This window comes from Bradyrhizobium sp. 195, assembly GCF_023101665.1.
Lineage (GTDB): Bacteria > Pseudomonadota > Alphaproteobacteria > Rhizobiales > Xanthobacteraceae > Bradyrhizobium.
Map to the genome: position 1 here is coordinate 2430299 of NZ_CP082161.1, position 16446 is coordinate 2446744.

14 protein-coding genes are annotated in these 16446 nt (G+C 65.5%); 4 read left to right on the plus strand and 10 right to left on the minus strand.

What is annotated here, in order from left to right; all coding sequences use genetic code 11:
• The first annotated feature begins 75 nt into the window (after nt 1–75).
• The 3 genes from IVB26_RS11240 (at nt 76) to IVB26_RS11250 (ending at nt 5435) form a co-directional block, all read left to right on the plus strand.
• The gene (locus tag IVB26_RS11240; protein ID WP_247971719.1) at nt 76–3690 is read left to right on the plus strand and encodes an AsmA family protein; all 3615 of its coding nucleotides are present in this window, start codon (nt 76–78) and stop codon (nt 3688–3690) included.
• Between the two features lie 349 nt (nt 3691–4039).
• Nucleotides 4040–5164, plus strand: a complete 1125-nt coding sequence (locus IVB26_RS11245; RefSeq protein ID WP_246929990.1) for a DUF2336 domain-containing protein — start codon at nt 4040–4042, stop codon at nt 5162–5164.
• A gap of 28 nt (nt 5165–5192) precedes the next feature.
• The gene (locus IVB26_RS11250) at nt 5193–5435 is read left to right on the plus strand and encodes a hypothetical protein (protein ID WP_247971720.1); all 243 of its coding nucleotides are present in this window, start codon (nt 5193–5195) and stop codon (nt 5433–5435) included.
• A 39-nt stretch (nt 5436–5474) separates the two neighbouring features.
• On the opposite strand, the gene IVB26_RS11255 is transcribed toward IVB26_RS11250, so the two are convergent.
• Nucleotides 5475–7181 carry an ATP-binding protein gene (locus IVB26_RS11255; RefSeq protein ID WP_247971721.1) on the minus strand — a complete coding sequence of 569 codons (1707 nt, stop codon included), beginning with the start codon at nt 7179–7181 and terminating at the stop codon, nt 5475–5477.
• Nucleotides 7178–8677, minus strand: a complete 1500-nt coding sequence (locus IVB26_RS11260; protein WP_247971722.1) for an ATPase domain-containing protein — start codon at nt 8675–8677, stop codon at nt 7178–7180. Before IVB26_RS11260 ends, IVB26_RS11255 begins: the two co-directional genes overlap by 4 nt.
• 488 nt (nt 8678–9165) lie before the next feature.
• Between IVB26_RS11260 and IVB26_RS11265 the strand changes: the two genes are divergently transcribed.
• Nucleotides 9166–9339 (plus strand): hypothetical protein, encoded by a 174-nt coding sequence (locus IVB26_RS11265; protein ID WP_247971723.1) that lies wholly within the window; start codon nt 9166–9168, stop codon nt 9337–9339.
• A gap of 70 nt (nt 9340–9409) precedes the next feature.
• Here IVB26_RS11265 and IVB26_RS11270 read toward each other — a convergent pair whose 3' ends face one another.
• From IVB26_RS11270 to fumC, 8 genes are all read right to left on the minus strand, one after another.
• Entirely contained in the window at nt 9410–9928 is a 519-nt protein-coding gene (locus tag IVB26_RS11270) for a GNAT family N-acetyltransferase (RefSeq protein ID WP_247971724.1), read from the minus strand.
• Between the two features lie 107 nt (nt 9929–10035).
• Complete coding sequence (cax, locus tag IVB26_RS11275) at nt 10036–11139, minus strand: calcium/proton exchanger (protein ID WP_247971725.1); 1104 nt, start codon at nt 11137–11139, stop codon at nt 10036–10038.
• Nucleotides 11140–11201: 62 nt separating this feature from the next.
• On the minus strand, nt 11202–11549 hold the full coding sequence (locus tag IVB26_RS11280) for a hypothetical protein (protein WP_346732873.1): 348 nt from the start codon (nt 11547–11549) through the stop codon (nt 11202–11204).
• 373 nt (nt 11550–11922) lie between these two features.
• Complete coding sequence (gene feoB, locus IVB26_RS11285) at nt 11923–13794, minus strand: ferrous iron transporter B (RefSeq protein WP_247971726.1); 1872 nt, start codon at nt 13792–13794, stop codon at nt 11923–11925.
• A 37-nt stretch (nt 13795–13831) separates the two neighbouring features.
• The gene (locus IVB26_RS11290) at nt 13832–14107 is read right to left on the minus strand and encodes a FeoA family protein (protein WP_018319701.1); all 276 of its coding nucleotides are present in this window, start codon (nt 14105–14107) and stop codon (nt 13832–13834) included.
• A 117-nt stretch (nt 14108–14224) separates the two neighbouring features.
• Nucleotides 14225–14476 (minus strand): ribbon-helix-helix domain-containing protein, encoded by a 252-nt coding sequence (locus IVB26_RS11295; protein ID WP_025038043.1) that lies wholly within the window; start codon nt 14474–14476, stop codon nt 14225–14227.
• On the minus strand, nt 14473–14661 hold the full coding sequence (locus IVB26_RS11300; protein ID WP_018640859.1) for a DUF4169 family protein: 189 nt from the start codon (nt 14659–14661) through the stop codon (nt 14473–14475). Before IVB26_RS11300 ends, IVB26_RS11295 begins: the two co-directional genes overlap by 4 nt.
• 282 nt (nt 14662–14943) lie before the next feature.
• Nucleotides 14944–16377 (minus strand): class II fumarate hydratase, encoded by a 1434-nt coding sequence (gene fumC / locus IVB26_RS11305; protein WP_247971727.1) that lies wholly within the window; start codon nt 16375–16377, stop codon nt 14944–14946.
• Nucleotides 16378–16446: the final 69 nt, after the last annotated feature.

The window sequence follows — 16446 nt, forward strand, 5'->3', positions numbered from 1 at the left end:
GGGCTGTTCCGGCACGCCTGAAGTCCACTAAGGCCAGGGTTTGGTCCGGTTGCCGGTTTGGCCGAGGGGAGACCCGTGCAGACGACGCTGCTCGGATTGGCGATTGCCTTCATCATTGCGCTGCTGGCCGCGTTGATCGGGCCTTACTACGTCGACTGGAACCAGTTCAGGCCCCAGTTCGAGGCGGAGGCTGGCAAGATCATCGGCGTGCCGGTGCGGGTCGCGGGCGAGCTCGACGCGCGGCTGTTGCCGGCGCCGACCCTGCGGCTGCGCTCTGTCACCTTCGGCGGCAACAACGATCTCGGCCGCCTGCGCGCCGACAAGCTCGACGTCGAGTTCAGCCTCAGCTCCCTAATGCGCGGCGAGTGGCGCGCCACTGAGCTTTCGGTGGGCGGCATGGCGGTCGATCTCGGCCTCGATGCGAGGGGACGGGTCGATTTGCCCTCCACCGCGAGCGGCACCTTCAATCTGGCATCCCTCGCCATCGAGCGGCTCAATCTCACCGGCCGCATCGCCCTGCACGATGCCGCCAGCCGCTCGACGCTGGAGCTGAACGACATCGCCTTCTCCGGCGACGTCCGCTCGCTCGCGGGCTCGGTGCGCGGCGACGGCAGATTCACCGTCGCCGGGGTGCGCTATCCGTTCCGCGTCTCCTCCGGCCCGAGTGCCGACGGCAACGCCACCCGTCTGCACCTCAACATCGATCCGGGCGAGCGCGCCATCCTCGCCGATCTCGAAGGCGTGCTCGCCTTCGACAACCGCCTGCCGAAATTCGACGGCGCGCTGACCCTGGCCGTGCCGCCGGTCAAGAAGGCCGGCGAGGCGGGGCCGACGCCGTGGAAGCTCACGACCAAGCTTAGGGCGGATCCGGCCGGCGCGAAATTCGAGCAGATCGACGCGAGCTTCGGCACTGAGGACTCCGCGCTGAAGCTCGGCGGTGTCGGCGACCTCAAATTCGGTGCCTCGCCGCTGCTGCGCGCGGTGCTGTCGGCGCGCCAGGTCGATGCCGACAGGCTGACGGCCAAGGGCGATGCCGAGCCGCTCCGCATCCTGCCGGCGCTGCGCGCAGGGCTCGCTGCAATTCCGCAGGCGCCGATCCCGGCGCAGATCGAGTTCAACTCCGACCAGATCATGCTCGGCGGCCGTCCACTGCAGAACATCTCCGCCGAGCTTCAAACCGACGGACGATCCTGGACCTTCCAGCGGCTCGAGCTGCGCGCACCCGGCATGACGCAGCTCTCGCTCAATGGCGCGACGCCCGGCGCCGACAGTTTCAGCGGCCGTCTCAGCGTCGAATCGTCCGACCCGGATACGCTGATGGCCTGGCTCCAGGGCCGCAGCGAGATCAACCGCCGCAGCACGCGGCCGCTGCGCCTGGCCGGCGACGTGACGATCGCCGCCAACCATCTCGCCATCGACAGGCTCAAGGCCGACATCGAAGGCGGTGCCGTCGAAGGGCGCATCGCCTTCGTGCAGACAGGCGCGAGCAAGGGTTCGCGGATCGACGCCGAGCTGAAGGCCGACCGGCTCGACCTCGACGCCGCCGCAAGCTTCGTGCGCGCGCTCGCGGGACCGCAAGGCGAGTGGCCGGACGAGGCAAAACTCTCGCTCGATATCGGCCGCGCGATCTCCGCCGGCCAGGAGCTGCGGCCGTTCGCTGCGAAGCTCGCTTTCGGCCCCGCATCGCTGTCGTTGGAGCAGCTGCGCTTCGGCCAGGCCAGCGGCGTGACCACCGAGGCGAGCGGCAGCTTCGACCGCACCAAAGCCACCGGCAAGCTCGCGCTGAAATCCTCGGCCAATTCGCTGCGCGAGCTCACCGCGCTGATCGAGCCGTTTGCGCCCGCGGTGCGCGCGCGCTTCGATGCCATCTCGGCACTGCCGGGCACGACCCGCCTCAAGCTTGATCTCAGCCTCGACAAGAATGCCGAGCATGCCGATCGCAGCAATGCCCGCGCCGTGCTCGACCTCGACGCGCCGCAGCTCAAGGCGACCGCGACGCTGGCCGCGCAGATGCCAGCAGCCGCCATCGGCGGCATCGATCTCGACCGGCTGCGCAGCAGCGACTTCACTCTGGATTCGAAGGTCTCGACGCCGCAGGCCGGCGCACTGCTGGCGCTGCTCGGGCTCGATCGCGTGGTGGCCGCAGGCGAGGGCGCTTCGCAATTCGAGGGCAGGCTGACCGGCGCATGGCGGCGGCCGTTGCAATTGAACGCAAAGCTCAGCGGTGGCGGTCTGGATGCCGATGCGCAGGGCAGCGTCGAATTGTCGGAGCCGAAAGGCAGCGTGAATTTGCGAGTGCGCAACGTCAATCTGGCGCCGCTGCTCGGTACCAGCCCGACCGACAAATCGGCGCGGAACGTCAGCCTGTCCTCGCGCGTCGGGCTGACGGGCAATCGCCTGACCTTCGACGATCTCGACGGCAATGCGGCCGGCTCGCATCTGCGCGGCCATCTGGCGGTGACGCTTGATCCGGAGAAGAGCGTCGACGGCGAAGTCGGTCTCGATACGCTCGATCTTGCGCCGGCGCTCGCAATGGCGATCGGCGCGGCCGGGCATGATACGGGCGAACCGCTGAGCGCAGGGCTCATCACGGGCTGGCGAGGCCGGATCGCGTTCCAGGCGTTGCGCGGGATGTTGCCCGGCGGCATCGAGCTTCGCCCCTTCGGCGGCACGATCCGCGGCGACGGCCAGTCGCTCGCGCTCGATGCGCTGAAAGGCGGCGTTGGCGGCGGCGAGATGTCGGCGAGTTTTGACGCGCGCAATGGTGCGGGTGGTCTTGCGTTGAATACGCGTATCGAGCTCGGCAATGTCGATGCGGCGACGCTGCGCTATCGCGATCTGGCGCTGCCGAAGGGGCGCGTCTCGGTGCAGATGGCGCTGACCAGCCAGGGCCGCAGCGTCGCGGCGCTCACCGGCGCGCTCGCCGGCAACGGCACGGTGACGCTGGACTCCGCGGAGATCAGCGGCCTCAATCCGCGCGCATTCGAGATCGCCATCCGCGCCAGTGACGGCGGCCAGGTCGCCGACGACAACCGCTTGCGGCAGCTCGTCGAGCCCGCGCTCGCCGCCGCACCGATCGCGGTGGCCTCGGCGCAAATCCCGTTCACGATCCGCGACGGACGGCTGCGCGTCGGCGCGACTCCGCTGGAAGCGAAGAACGCCCGCGCCATCGTCTCCGGCGGCTACGACATTCCCGCCGACCAGGCCGACATCCGCGCCAGCCTGACGCCGATCATGACCGGCCTTTCCGGCGCCCCGCCGGAGATCCAGCTGTTCGCGGCGGGACCTCCCGACAGGCTCAATCGCACGATCGATCTCGCGCCGCTGTCCTCGTGGCTTGCGGTGCGCACGATCGACCGCGAGACGCGCCGGCTCGATGCCATCGAGCGCGGCGAGCCGCCACCGGCGACCGCGGCGCTGCCGACGCTGGTGTCTCCGGACACAGCGCCCGAGCAGGCGCCGGCCAATGTGCCGCTGCCGGGCCAGGATCCGCGCCGCGCGCCGGCAAAGCCGAAAGCCGCGCCGGCTCCGAAGGCCCCGCAGGCCGCTCCCGCCGCGCCGAGCCCGCCGCTTGCCAGCCAGCAGCTTGCGCCGCTGCCGCCGGCCATCGACGTCAAGCCTGCTCCGGGCCCTGCGCCCGCAAAGCCCAAGCCGAAGCCGCCGCTGGTGCTGACGCCGCAAAATCCGTGAGGCTGGGTTTGCGCGAATTGGGCCGCGTGCGGGCTCACTTCTCCCGCTTGCGGGAGAGGTCGCGCCCAAGGCGCGGGTGAGGGCTCTCTCCATTTAGGGAGTCCCTCTATTGAGATAGCCCTCTCCCCAGCCCTCTCCCGCAAGCGGGAGAGGGAGCGCACCTCCTGCGCAGCGCCTTTCGCGCCCCTTAACGCATTCCCTCGCATTTGAATGAATTTTGCCCGGCAAAACTGATTTGCCGATTTTACTGAATTCTCGCGTTTCATCTCTAGCGTCGTTTCCAGAGGAATTCGGCGTCGCGTCAACCGAGGCGCAACGGTAAGAACGGCCAAGAACTGGGGTAATCGAGATGAACGGGGCGAAATCGCTTCTGCAGGATCTGGACGACGCGATCGCGCGCGGCACCGACGAAAGCCGGGCCAAGGCGTTATGGCATGCGACTGACATTCTGATTACCGGCCGCTACAGCGACGACGAGATCAGCATGTTCGGCGAGGTCATCGGTCGGCTCGCCGAAGAGATCGAGGTCGCCGCGCGGGCGCAGCTCTCGGAGCTGATGTCGGCGTGCGATCACGCTCCCCTGAACGTCATCGAAAAGCTCGCCCTCGACGACGAGATCGAGGTCGCCGGCCCCGTGCTGCGCGACTCCAATCGTCTCGACGAGAAGATGTTGCTCGAGAGCGCCATGACCAAGGGACAGTCGCATCTGCTCGCGATCGCCCAGCGCAAGTCGATCGGCGAGGCCGTGACCGACGTGCTGGTCAAGCGCGGCGATCAGGAGGTCGTGACATCGGTGGCCAGGAACGAGGGCGCGCGCTTCTCTGGCTCCGGCCTGTTGCACATGGTCCGCCGCGCCGAGGGCGATTCGATCCTCGCCGAGCAGCTTGGCCTGCGCAAGGACGTGCCGCGCCACATCTTCCAGCAGCTGATCTCGAAGGCGTCGGAAGACGTCCGCCGCCGCCTCGAGACCGAGCGGCCCGAAATGATGGCGCAGATCCAGAGCTCGGTGACCGAGGTCACCGGCGATCTCCAGTCCAAGTTCGGCCCGTCCTCGCGCAGCTATTTCGTCGCCAAGCGCGTGGTGACGACGCAGTATCGCCAGGGCAACCTCAATCAGGATTCGATCTCGAACTATGCGCGCCAGCATCGCTTCGACGAGGTGCAGATCGGCCTGTCGCTGCTCTCGTCGCTGCCGGTCGACGTGATCGAGCGCGCGATGATGGACCGCAACCGCGAGATGATTCTGGTGCTGTGCAAGGCGCTCGACTTCTCCTGGGACACGACCATGTCGTTGTTGTTCCTCGGCGCCAAGGATCATCTGATCACGGCGCGTGAGCTCCACGACAACGAGCGCGATTTCGGCCGGCTCAAGATCGAGACCTCGCGCAGCGTTCTGAAGTTCTACCAGTCGCGCAAGAACAGCGCGGGTGCCGATTCCGCTACGGGCCGTCAGCCCGAGCTTCAGGTCCACTGAGCGGGAATTCGACAGGGGAGTATTTGCAATGTTGCCTCAATTCGGCACCGCCGTTCGCAAGAAGAACCTCAACAATGTTGTCACCGCCGATATCGGCGGCGGAGCGCCGGACAAGGCGTCGGTGGACGCGGCCTGGCTCGTGCTGGAAGCCGCAAATGATCTCGGCGACCACGCCGCGATCGAAGCCTGCCGCCGCGTCATCGACGCCGAGCTGAACGGCACGGTGGCCGGCGGCTCGGACATCGATCTCGTGCTGGGATATTTTCGGTAAGACTTCGTACTGGATGGTGCAGCGAATCCTGGACCGCTCTCAGCCGGAATTGGAGCGCTTGGATCCTGCATCGAGCTGAAGACTTGATCTCGCCGCGCTCAATGCTGCCGCCAGCTCGTCGATGTGGTAGGGCTTCGCGAGGATCTGGATGCCCGCTGCGTGGGCGTCGTGGGCTGAGGCTTCGGCATATCCGCTGGTCAATAGTACCGGGATGTCGCTTCGCCGATTTCTGATCTCGCGTGCGAGCTCGACGCCGTTCATGCCGCCCGGCATCATGATGTCCGAAAAAACAACATCGACGGAGCGGCCGTCAGCCAAAGCGCCGAGAGCCGCTGCAGCGCTGGCGGCACGCGTGACCTCGTAACCGAGCTGACCGAGCATCTCGCTGACCAGTGCGGCAACTTCGTCGTCGTCTTCCACCAGCAAGACCTGGCCCTGGTTGCTTCTTTTCGGCCGCACCCGGGTGAGGTCGATCAGATGTCGCTCGCTGGAAGGAAGATCGTACGATCGCGGCAGGTAAAGCTCGATGCTCGTGCCTCGGCCGACCTCCGATCGAATTCGCACGGTGCCCCGGGACTGGGTCGCAAATCCGTGGACCTGCGCGAGCCCGAGACCCGACCCCTTTCCCACGTCCTTGGTCGTGAAGAACGGCTCGAACACGCGCGCCAGGATCTCGGGAGACATGCCGACACCGGTGTCGATGACGGACAGCCGGACGTAGTCGCCCGCGATCTGCTCGTCGTTGAAACCAGGCAGGTTTTCCCCGCGCACGACGATCGTGCCGCCATTGGGCATGGCGTCGCGGGCATTGACGGCCAGATTGAGGATGACGAGCTCGAGCTCTCCGGGGTCGACTTCCACCGGCCACTGCGAGTCCGGAAAGTCGAACTCGACGTGAACGTCGCCCCGCAAGCTACGATCGAGCAGTTCACGCATTCCGCCGATCTGAGCGGCGACGTCGACGGGCTGCGGCCGAAGCTTCTGCCGGCGGGAAAATGCCAGAAGCTGCCTGGTCAGGCTGGCACCGCGCTGCGCCGCCTGAATCATCCCCTCCATCAAGCGGCGGCGGCGGTTCGCATCCGTCTGGCGGTCGAGCATGTCGAGGCCGCCGGAGATCACCATCAGCAGGTTGTTGAAGTCATGAGCGACACCGCCGGTGAGCTGGCCGATGGCCTCGATTTTCTGGGCTTGGCGAAGCGTCTCCTCGACGCGCGCACGCTCCTCCATCTCGAGGCGAAGTTGGGCGTTGGCTTCTTCCAGCTCTCGCGTCCGCTCGATCACCAATTGTTCGAGCTCCTGCGCGGCTTGCTCGCGTGCGGCGAGCAGCGCGCGAATCTCGTATTGACGTCGGCGTGCCCGCATCGCGGATTGGATGGCGCTGGTCAGCGTGATCGGCTGAACCGGCCGTTCGAGCAGCGAAACGTTACGAAGAAGCTCGACGATACTGCGTCGCCACGCCACGACGGCGGGCTGCTCTCGGTGGCTGGTGAGAACGACGAAAGGGAGGTCGGACCATGGCGGCTGGCGCTCGATCCATTGTGCCAGCGGCGCCGTGTCTCTCCCGAACAGGCCTTCCTCGGCCAGGAAAACGGTACCCGCGCCGGAAGTCATCTCGCTGACGAGTTCGGGCAGGCTTCGACAGCTGATCGCGTCGAGGCTCGAGTTGCGGAAGAGTTCGGCCGATGCCGGTCCGTCGCGCCCGATCGGAGCAAAGATGAGAACCCGATAGTCCCGGTCGGCGCTCATTCGGCTGGTCCTTCCGGGATTTCCATGCCGGTATAATGCGGATTGCCGGAAAAGATGCCGCTGAAGTGCCTGAGTGGGGGACCGAGCTTGATGCCCTCGCTGCTGAGGCGAAACTCACGGATGGTATGCTCGTGCTGGCCGCTGCGCTTCTTGACGACCGACAGGGCGCGCCGGACGGTGCCGCCCACCTCGAAATAGCGCAACATCAGCACCGCGTCGCTCAAATAGCTGATGTCCAGAGGCGTATCCATCGGGCCGACGAGGCCATGTTGAGCGAGGACCAGGATGGTCAGCACCCCCTGCTGCCCTAGATAGGTCAACAGCTCGTGCATTTGCAGGACGAGAAACCGTTCGTCCGGCATCGCGCTCAGATAGCCATTGAGGCTGTCGATGATGACGACGCGCGCGTTGTCGATTTCGACGCTCCGGCGCACGTTGGCAGCGAACTCGCCCGGTGAAAGCTCGGCTGGATCGATCTGTTGAAACCGGACATTTCCGGAGTCGAGGTGTCTTTGCAGGGGCAGACCAAGTGTCCGCGCGCGTGCCTCAACCGTGCCGCGGCCCTCGTCGAAGGCGAAGAACACGGCGTGCTCGCCGCGCTCTGCCGCTGCTATCGCGTACGTCAGCGCAAGCGACGATTTGCCCACGCCGGCCGCACCGATGAAAAGCGCATTGGTGCCGCGCTCGAGGCCCCCTCCGAGGAGCTGGTCGAGTTCGGCGTTGCCGCTCCGCGTGAACTCTCCGACGAAGGATTTGTGATGTTCGGCCGCCACCAGGCGAGGGAAGATCTTGAGGCCCCCTTGCTCAATGATGAAGTCGTGAAATCCACCGCGAAATCGGATGCCCCGCATCTTGATCACGCGTAGCCGCCGCCGCTCCGAACCGTAGTCGATGGCAAGCTGTTCGAGCATGACCACGCCATGCGCGATCGAGTGCAGTTGCAAATCGTCTTGGGACGATGAAAGGTCGTCGAGCAGGACGACCGTGCTGTTGCGATTGGTGAAGAAATGCTTGAGGGCCAGGACTTGGCGCCTGTAGCGCAGTGGGTTCTGGGCTAGCAGGCGCAATTCCGACAGGCTGTCGAGCACGATGCGGGTGGGATTGATCCGCTCGACCTCCTTGAAGATCAGGTTGGTTGTCTCGGTCAGCTCCATCTCGGCGGGATGGAAGACCGTCAGCTCCCGGTCGGGATCGAGGGTCGTCTCAGGCGGGACCAGCTCGAAGATGTCGACCCCCTGCAGCGACCAGCCGTGCCGTTGCGCGACCAGATCGAGCTCACGCCTCGTTTCGGACAGCGAGATGTAGAGCACGCGTTCGCCGTCATGCACGCCCCGCAGCAGGAATTGCAGCGCCATGGTGGTCTTGCCGGTGCCGGGCCGGCCCTCGTAGAGGTACATCCGGTTAGGGTCGAGGCCGCCGCCCAGAATGTCATCCAAACCGTCGCTGCCGGTGGAAACTCTTGGCAAATCTTTGGGGCTGCTGTCGGAAGCACCCATGGACGTACCGGTCATTGCACCCCCTCAAAGCAATCCCACAAGGCTCGTCTTTGTCTTAGGGCTGCGCAGCCCCCTGGACCGGACAAAGTCCGTCTATGGAACTCACACACTCGGATTGAGTTCCGTCAGCGCGGCCGCCCGGGATGGGTTGAATGAAGAAGAACGTCGGGGCCGGGAGTGGCAACGGCTTACCGCACTCGTTCCTCGGCTCAGGGGCCAATGCTTGAGGATGCGACGTCAGTCGGGCCGTGTCGGTCCAAAATTGGACGAAGCATCCGGATCGTTGACCCGCCAATCCGGCGTGTTTATGGGCGAGTTCGCGCCTGCGCCAGTACGGCTCCAGAAGCGGGATCGGCGCCCAGCCGACCGCGTCGCTCGCCATCACCACCTGGCGCATCGCCGCGAAGCTCTCGGCCCATACCCGCGGAACGAAGCCGCCGGATTTCGGGACAGATCCCCGGCTGAACGTCAGCTTCGTCGGCCTTCCGGTGGCGAGCTTCGCGGTCAACGGCGCGACGCGGGCCCGTGACCTGGCGCTGGTCACCGCCGGCGCGGAATGGAAGTTCCGCAGCGGCATCTCGGTCATGGCGAAGTTCGATGGCGAGTTCGCCGAGCGGTCGCTGACCTATGCCGGCAGCGCGCGGTTGCGTTACGCGTGGTGATCGCGGCACGCATTGGGCCGCACTGAGGGCTGGGCGGCTCAACCTCTTGCGCGGTGGCGTGCTGTCGCCGTCACCGCGCAGGAGGACGCGCGGCTTTCGCCTTGCGGTAGATCACGACGTCTTTGCCGTGACGCATCGTACTCCGGTCGATGAGATAGTCCGATCTCTCCAGCACGCGGCGGGATGCACCGTTCCCGACATTCACGATGCCGATGAGGGACGGCAGCTCGAAATGCGACAGGCCGATGTCTGTCATCGCGGCCGCGATCTCGCTTGCAAATCCTTGGCCCCAGAACTCACGTTTGAACGCGTAGAAGATCTCGATCTCGTCGATGTCATCGACGAGAATGTACCGGATGCCCGCACGCCCCGCGAACGCCCCGCATTTGGTTTGTAGCGTCCAGAGTCCGAAGCCGTGCTGGTCCCAATGCGCCATGTTGGTCGCAAGATAGGTCTTCGTGATCTCGGGCGTCCGCACCCCACCGAGATAGCGGGAGACTTCGGCATCGAGATGCAGCGCGACGAGGTCGGCGAGGTGACTTTCGTTCAGCCTCTCGGCGGTGAGCCGCTTGGTGCTGAAGTGATTCATGTAGGGTGTCGCCAGGAGAGTTGGCCGCGATCTGGACGTCGTTGAGGGCGATGATGTTATCGTGCTCCCGTTTTGCCCGGCGGGTCAACCGGCTCGCAGCCCGTAGCCTAGACCGGGCCGTGCGAGCCGGGCGGGACCATGTAAAGCGTCATGGCGAAGATCGCGTAGATGCAGAGCAAGAGCGCGCCGATGAACCAGGCCGATCGTCCGCCGTTGGTGATGAAGCTCGTCACCACGGCGGCGATCGTGACCATGGTCACAGCTCCCGGCCAGAACTGAAGGTCCATGGGGTGCGGCCCGACAACGTAGCTCAGCAGCACGAGAACGGGTGCGACGAACAAGGCGATCTGGCTTGCGCTTCCGAGCGCGATGCTCACGCTCATGTCGAGCCGGTTCCGGCGTGCCGCGGAAAACGCCACGGCCATCTCGGCCGCAGCGCCGACCAGGGCGACGACGATGAAGCCGACGAATGCCGGGGTCATGCCGAGCGTTTCGGCGGCCTTCTGCACCGACTCGACGAAGATCTCGCTCACGAGCGCAACCAGCACGGTGACGACCCCCAGTGTCGGAACGGCGACCGCAACCGGCAGCACCGGGCCGCCTGCCTCGCCATGATCGCCGCTCGCAAACAGCTCCTTGTGCGTCTTCAGCGAGAACAGCAGGCTGAGACCGTAAGCCGCAATCAGCAGGACCGCCAAGGCGGCGCTCAAGCGCTGCACGGTCGCCTCGTGTCCGGCAAAGTTGAGGTCGGCCACGGCCGAGGGCGACAACAGGGCAATCGTGGCCATCAGCAGCAGCGCGGAATGGAGCCTGCCGCCAGCCCGGTTGTACTCCTGCACGCGATGTCTCAATCCGCCCAGAAACAGCGATGCGCCCAGCATGAAGAGCGAGTTGGTCACGATCGCACCGGCGATTGAGGCTTTGACCAGCATGTATTGACCGGCCTGCAACGCCGTGACGGCGATGATGAGCTCCGTGAGATTGCCAAGCGTTGCATTCAACAGCCCGCCGACCGCATCGCCGGTCTTCTCGGCCACGGCCTCCGTTGCGTGACTGAGCAGGCTCGCGAGCGGCACGATGGCAATCACCGCCAACACGAACAGCAGCGTATGCGCCTCCGGCATGATGTGCGCGAGCGCGATCACCACCGGCACGAAGACCAGCGTCCACAGAAGCGGGCTGTGCCGGATCTCCTTGAGCAGCGCATTCATGGGCCGTCCTTCGCGGTCAGGCACGAGGCTGCCGCCGCAGACACGACCGGTATTGATCCAGCTCAATGGCTTTGCGCGCCCGGCGGATGGTGCAGCGAGTTGACGAGTTCGACCTGGCGCAGTTTCGCCTCAATAGCAGGGCCGATAGGGGTAATACCCACAAGCCCGGCGATAACCATAGCACCATAGGCTGCAGCGCCTGCCGCTGCTGCACCGTAGTAAGCGCGCCGATGGACCCTGCGGTTGACGCCTGCAACGCTCCCGGGCGTAAGCGGGCGCCCGACGCGGGCCTCGGCCGTATCAACGGACACGGCGAGTACATCCGCCGGCGCGTAGCGGAACGACAGGGGCGCTGCCGTGAACACCGCGGCCGTTACGAACAGTCCGATCAGCTTGGCATGTCTCGTCATGTCGACACTCCCTTCGCAGGACGAGGAGAAAGCGTGACAGGCCGACGAGGTGGACCATTGATCGACATCAATGGTCGCAGTTCCCTGGGGATCGCAAGCATCGCGCCGTGGGCACATCCTGCCTTGCTTTCCCACAATGCCATTGTGCCGATGCTTTGCCCGACGGGTCAACTGATTTTCCGAATTCCGGCAAGGGCGGTCTCTTGGATGGAATTCGGCGCAATCCGGGAAACACTGCATTTGGAGCGCGACGCCTGCTGCGCTCGGTCCGGGCTATTGCCGGATGGTTCTTGCCCGCACGTAAGCCATTGATTTCTCAACCCCCGTCTACTGTGCATGGGGTTGTTTTCGCAGTTTTAGTTTGAGAGAGACGCTAGCCTGCGCCGAGCGCCACAGCGACGTTGTAGGTCAAAAGGCTCGCCGCATAGGCCAGCACCAGCATGTAGGTGAAGGTCACGACCATCCAGGTCCAGCTTCCGGTCTCGCGCCGGATCACGGCCAGCGTCGAGGCGCATTGCGGGGCGAAGATGTACCAGGCCAGCATCGACAGCGCGGTTGCGAGCGACCATTTCGTCGCGAGCACCTGGCCGATCTGCTCGGCCGCTTCCTTGCCGCCCTCGATCGCGTAGACGGTGCCGAGCGCCGCGACCGCGACCTCGCGCGCCGCCATGCCCGGGATCAGCGCGACCGCGATCTGCCAGTTGAAGCCGACGGGAGCGAGCAGGGGCTCGAGCGCCTTGCCGATGATCGCAGCCAGGCTGAAGTCGATGGCCGGCTCGGTGGCGCCTGCCGGCGGCTGCGGGAACGAGGCCAGGAACCAGATCAGCACCATCATCGAGAAGATCGTGGTGCCGGCGCGCACCAGGAACATCTTGGCGCGGGTGTAGATGCCGATCACGATCGATTTCAGCCGCGGCATCTTGTAGTCCGGCAGCTCCAGCATGAATGGCGCCGGCGCATAGTCGCGCAGCATGAAGAACTTGATGAGGAACGAGACGGCAAGCGCGCTGACGATGCCGGCGGCGTAGAGACCGAACATCACGAGGCCCTGCAGGTTGATGAAGCCCCAGACGTCCTTCGCGGGGATGAAGGCGGAGATGATCAGCGTGTAGACCGGAATGCGCGCCGAGCAGGTCATCAGCGGCGCGATCAGGATCGTGGTCAGCCGGTCGCGCTTGTTGTCGATGACGCGCGTCGCCATGATGCCGGGAATGGCGCAGGCAAAGCTCGACAGCAGCGGAATGAAGGCGCGCCCGTGCAGCCCCGCGCCGCCCATGATGCGGTCCATCAGGAACGCGGCGCGCGCCATGTAGCCGAAATCTTCCAGGAGCAGGATGAACAGGAAGATGAGGATGATCTGCGGCAGGAACACGATGACGCTGCCGACGCCCGAGATCACGCCGTTCTGCAGGAAGCTCTGCAACAGGCCGTCGGGCAGGGTGGCCTGCACGAGCTCCCCGAGCGCGTCGAAGCCGGACTTGAGCACGTCCATTGCCGGTTGCGCCCAGGCGAACACCGCCTGGAACATCACGAACAGGATCAGCGTCAGCACGATGAGGCCGCCGACGGGATGCAGCACGACCGCGTCGATCCGCGCGGTCCAGGTGTCGGGTCTAGCAGGCAGGCTGACGCAGTCGGCGATGATGCGGTCGGCCTCGCGCTGGGTCGCGCGCAATTCGGAGACGCTGAGCGCGCGCCAGCTGTTCGCCTCCGCCTCGGCGGCGAGTTTTGCCGAGATCTCGTCGGTCAGTCTCAAGAGGTCGGCGGTGCCGCCCTTGCGCACCGCGATCGAGGTGACCACGGGCAGGCCGAGCTCCTTGGCGAGCCGCTCGACGTCGACGGTGATGCCGCGGCGGGCGGCGATGTCGAACATGTTGAGCACGAGGACCATCGGCCGTCCCGTGCGCTTGAGCTCGAGCAGCAGGCGGATGGTCAGCCGCAGATTGGTCGAATCGGCCACGCACAGCACGAGATCGGGCACCGTCTCGCCGGAGGCCTTGCCGAGCACGAAGTCGCGGGTGATCTCCTCGTCCGGGCTGCGGCCGCGCAGCGAATAGGTGCCGGGCAGGTCGACCACCGAGACCTGGCGTCCCAAGGGGGTGACGAAGAAGCCTTCCTTGCGCTCGACGGTGACGCCGGGATAGTTCGCGACCTTCTGCCGGCTGCCGGTCAGGGCGTTGAACAGCGAAGTCTTGCCGCTGTTCGGCGTGCCCACCAGGGCGAGATGCAGCAGAGGTAATTCCATGGAATCACTGGTCCGGGATCAGAAGTCCGGTCGCGGTCTAGGCGACGATGATGGCCATGGCTTCGCGGCGGCGGACCGCGATCGTGATGCTGTCGACCCGCACGGCGATGGGGTCGCGCCCGACCAGCCCCTCGTGCAGGACCTCGACCCGGGCGCCCTCGACGAAGCCGAGCTCGATCAGGCGGCTCTCGAGCTCGATGTCCGAGAGCGCCGAGCCCGCCTCGCGAGCGGAAAGATGCTGGATGACGCCGGTATAGCCGCGCTGGGCCAGACCCAGCGGCATGTGCGGGCGCGTGTCATTGGTGTCGGTCATGCCCTGTATTTTCAACGCAGGGCAGGGAGGTCAAGCGCGCACGCTCGCCGAAACCGCACCTTAGAGTGATTTTAAAGTGCGGATCGCGGAACGCCTCGAAGGCGCCCCGAGGGTTGGCTACTGGGCCGGGACCTTGTCCGGCTGGGCGGCCATGGCCCGGCTCTTGAAGTAGTCCAGGACGAACAAACGGATCGCCGACGACAGGTTGCCCTGCTGGCGATTGTTGTCGATCTCGCCGACCAGCTCCGACAACGTCATGTTGCGCAGGCCGGAAATCTCCTTCATGCCGTTCCAGAAAGCCTCTTCCAGGCTGACGCTGGTCTTGTGCCCGGCGACGACGATCGACCGTTTCACGACGGGCGACTTCATGGCTGCTCCTCGCGATCGATCTGATGCTGATCCAGGTGCGCCTTCGCCTTGTCCGCGCGCGTCTCCTCCGCCGACCGTTCCGCCTTCGTGCGGCCGAACTTCGTCCGGTTGGCGTCCGCCTGTTTCGCCGAGGCTTCCCGCTCGGCGCGCTTCCTGAAGCGATTCAGGTTGATGACGTTCCCCATGCCGAGTCTCCATCATCCGCTCCTCTTCAGGTTGGATGAAACATTCAGAAACAGGGTGCCGCTTTGCGCCCCACAAGACTTGATCGCCATTCGCTCGTCCTCGTCAATCGGCCCCTTGGGCCATCAAACGATGAATTTCGCCCCGTCGAGGGGGGCGGAAAGGCTGCGTAGCACGCCGTCCCGCCGGAACATTGACGGTAATCAAATCCCGCCCCCAAAGCCGCACATTTCTGAGGCGTCGAGCGTCCGTATCATTACGGATGGCTATCGGAATTCGGAGTTCTATCCCGGGCTGGTCATCTTCTCGGGCCGCACCAGGCGATCGAACTCATCCGCCGAGACGAAGCCGAGCCGCAGCGCCTCCTCCTTCAACGTGGTGCCGTTGGCATGGGCCGTCTTAGCCACCTTGGCGGCGTTGTCGTAGCCGATCTTCGGGGCGAGCGCCGTCACCAGCATCAGCGAGCGCTGCATCAGCTCATTGATGCGCTTTTCGTCGGCGCGAATGCCGCTGACGCAGTGCTCGGTGAAGGATCGCGCGGCATCCGCCATCAGGCGGATCGAGTGCAGCATGTTGTAGGCGAGCACGGGCTTGTAGACGTTGAGCTCGAAATGGCCCTGGCTGCCGGCCACCGTGATCGTGGTGTGATTGCCGAACACCTGGCAGCACACCATGGTCATCGCCTCGCACTGCGTCGGGTTGACCTTGCCCGGCATGATCGAGGAGCCCGGCTCGTTCTCTGGCAGGATCAGCTCGCCGAGGCCAGAGCGCGGGCCCGATCCCAGCAGGCGGATGTCGTTGGCGATCTTGAACAGGCCGGTCGCCACCGAATTGATGGCGCCGTGCACCAGCACATAGGCATCGTTCGAGGCCAGCGCCTCGAACTTGTTGGCGGCGCTGGTGAAGGGGAGTTTCGTGATGCCGGCGACGTGCTTTGCGAACAGCTTTGCAAAGCGCGGCTTGGAATTGAGGCCGGTGCCGACGGCGGTGCCGCCTTGCGCCAGCGGATGGAGATCCTTCGCCGCGACCTTGAGCCGGGCGATGCCGCTCTCGACCTGCGCGGCATAGCCGGAAAACTCCTGGCCGAGCGTCAGGGGCGTCGCATCCTGGGTGTGGGTGCGGCCGATCTTGACGATCTTCGCGAACGCCTTCTCTTTCTTGCGCAGCGCGCGGAGCAGTTCACCGAGCGCAGGGACGAGGTCGGCATTGATGCGGCTTGCGGCCGCGATGTGCATCGCGGTCGGGAAAGAGTCGTTCGACGACTGGCTCATGTTGACGTGGTCGTTGGGATGCACCGGCTTCTTGGCGCCGAGCTCGCCGCCCAGGAGTTCGTTGGCGCGGTTGGCGATCACCTCGTTGAGGTTCATGTTGCTCTGCGTACCGGAGCCGGTCTGCCACACGACGAGCGGAAAATGATCGTCCAGCCTGCCTTCGATCACCTCGCGCGCGGCGCGGATGATGGCGCCCGCGCGGCGCCGGTCGAGCAGGCCGAGCTCGAGGTTGGACTGCGCCGCGGCCAGCTTGACGATGCCGAGCGCGTGCACGAGCGAGATCGGCATGCGATCCGTGCCGATACGAAAATTCTGGCGCGAGCGCTCGGTCTGCGCGCCCCAATAGCGGTCGGCGGCGACCTCGATGGGACCGAAGCTGTCGGTCTCGGTGCGGGTCGCGGGGCGGGCGGTCTTCGAGCGGGAAGCTTTGGCCATGAGCACATCCATTCTGCCGCGCGAAACGCCGCACGGCCTCTTCATGTGCTCTTCTATACAGGCAGTCTGGCCGGCGCGATG

Coding starts and splice junctions, on each gene's coding strand:
- IVB26_RS11245 (WP_246929990.1), top strand. CDS start 4,040: ATGAACGGGGCGAAATCGCTTCTGCAGGATCTGGACGACGCGATCGCG.
- IVB26_RS11250 (WP_247971720.1), top strand. CDS start 5,193: ATGTTGCCTCAATTCGGCACCGCCGTTCGCAAGAAGAACCTCAACAAT.
- IVB26_RS11255 (WP_247971721.1), bottom strand. CDS start 7,181: ATGAGCGCCGACCGGGACTATCGGGTTCTCATCTTTGCTCCGATCGGG.
- IVB26_RS11260 (WP_247971722.1), bottom strand. CDS start 8,677: ATGGGTGCTTCCGACAGCAGCCCCAAAGATTTGCCAAGAGTTTCCACC.
- IVB26_RS11270 (WP_247971724.1), bottom strand. CDS start 9,928: ATGAATCACTTCAGCACCAAGCGGCTCACCGCCGAGAGGCTGAACGAA.
- cax (WP_247971725.1), bottom strand. CDS start 11,139: ATGAATGCGCTGCTCAAGGAGATCCGGCACAGCCCGCTTCTGTGGACG.
- IVB26_RS11280 (WP_346732873.1), bottom strand. CDS start 11,549: ATGACGAGACATGCCAAGCTGATCGGACTGTTCGTAACGGCCGCGGTG.
- feoB (WP_247971726.1), bottom strand. CDS start 13,794: ATGGAATTACCTCTGCTGCATCTCGCCCTGGTGGGCACGCCGAACAGC.
- IVB26_RS11290 (WP_018319701.1), bottom strand. CDS start 14,107: ATGACCGACACCAATGACACGCGCCCGCACATGCCGCTGGGTCTGGCC.
- IVB26_RS11295 (WP_025038043.1), bottom strand. CDS start 14,476: ATGAAGTCGCCCGTCGTGAAACGGTCGATCGTCGTCGCCGGGCACAAG.
- IVB26_RS11300 (WP_018640859.1), bottom strand. CDS start 14,661: ATGGGGAACGTCATCAACCTGAATCGCTTCAGGAAGCGCGCCGAGCGG.
- fumC (WP_247971727.1), bottom strand. CDS start 16,377: ATGGATGTGCTCATGGCCAAAGCTTCCCGCTCGAAGACCGCCCGCCCC.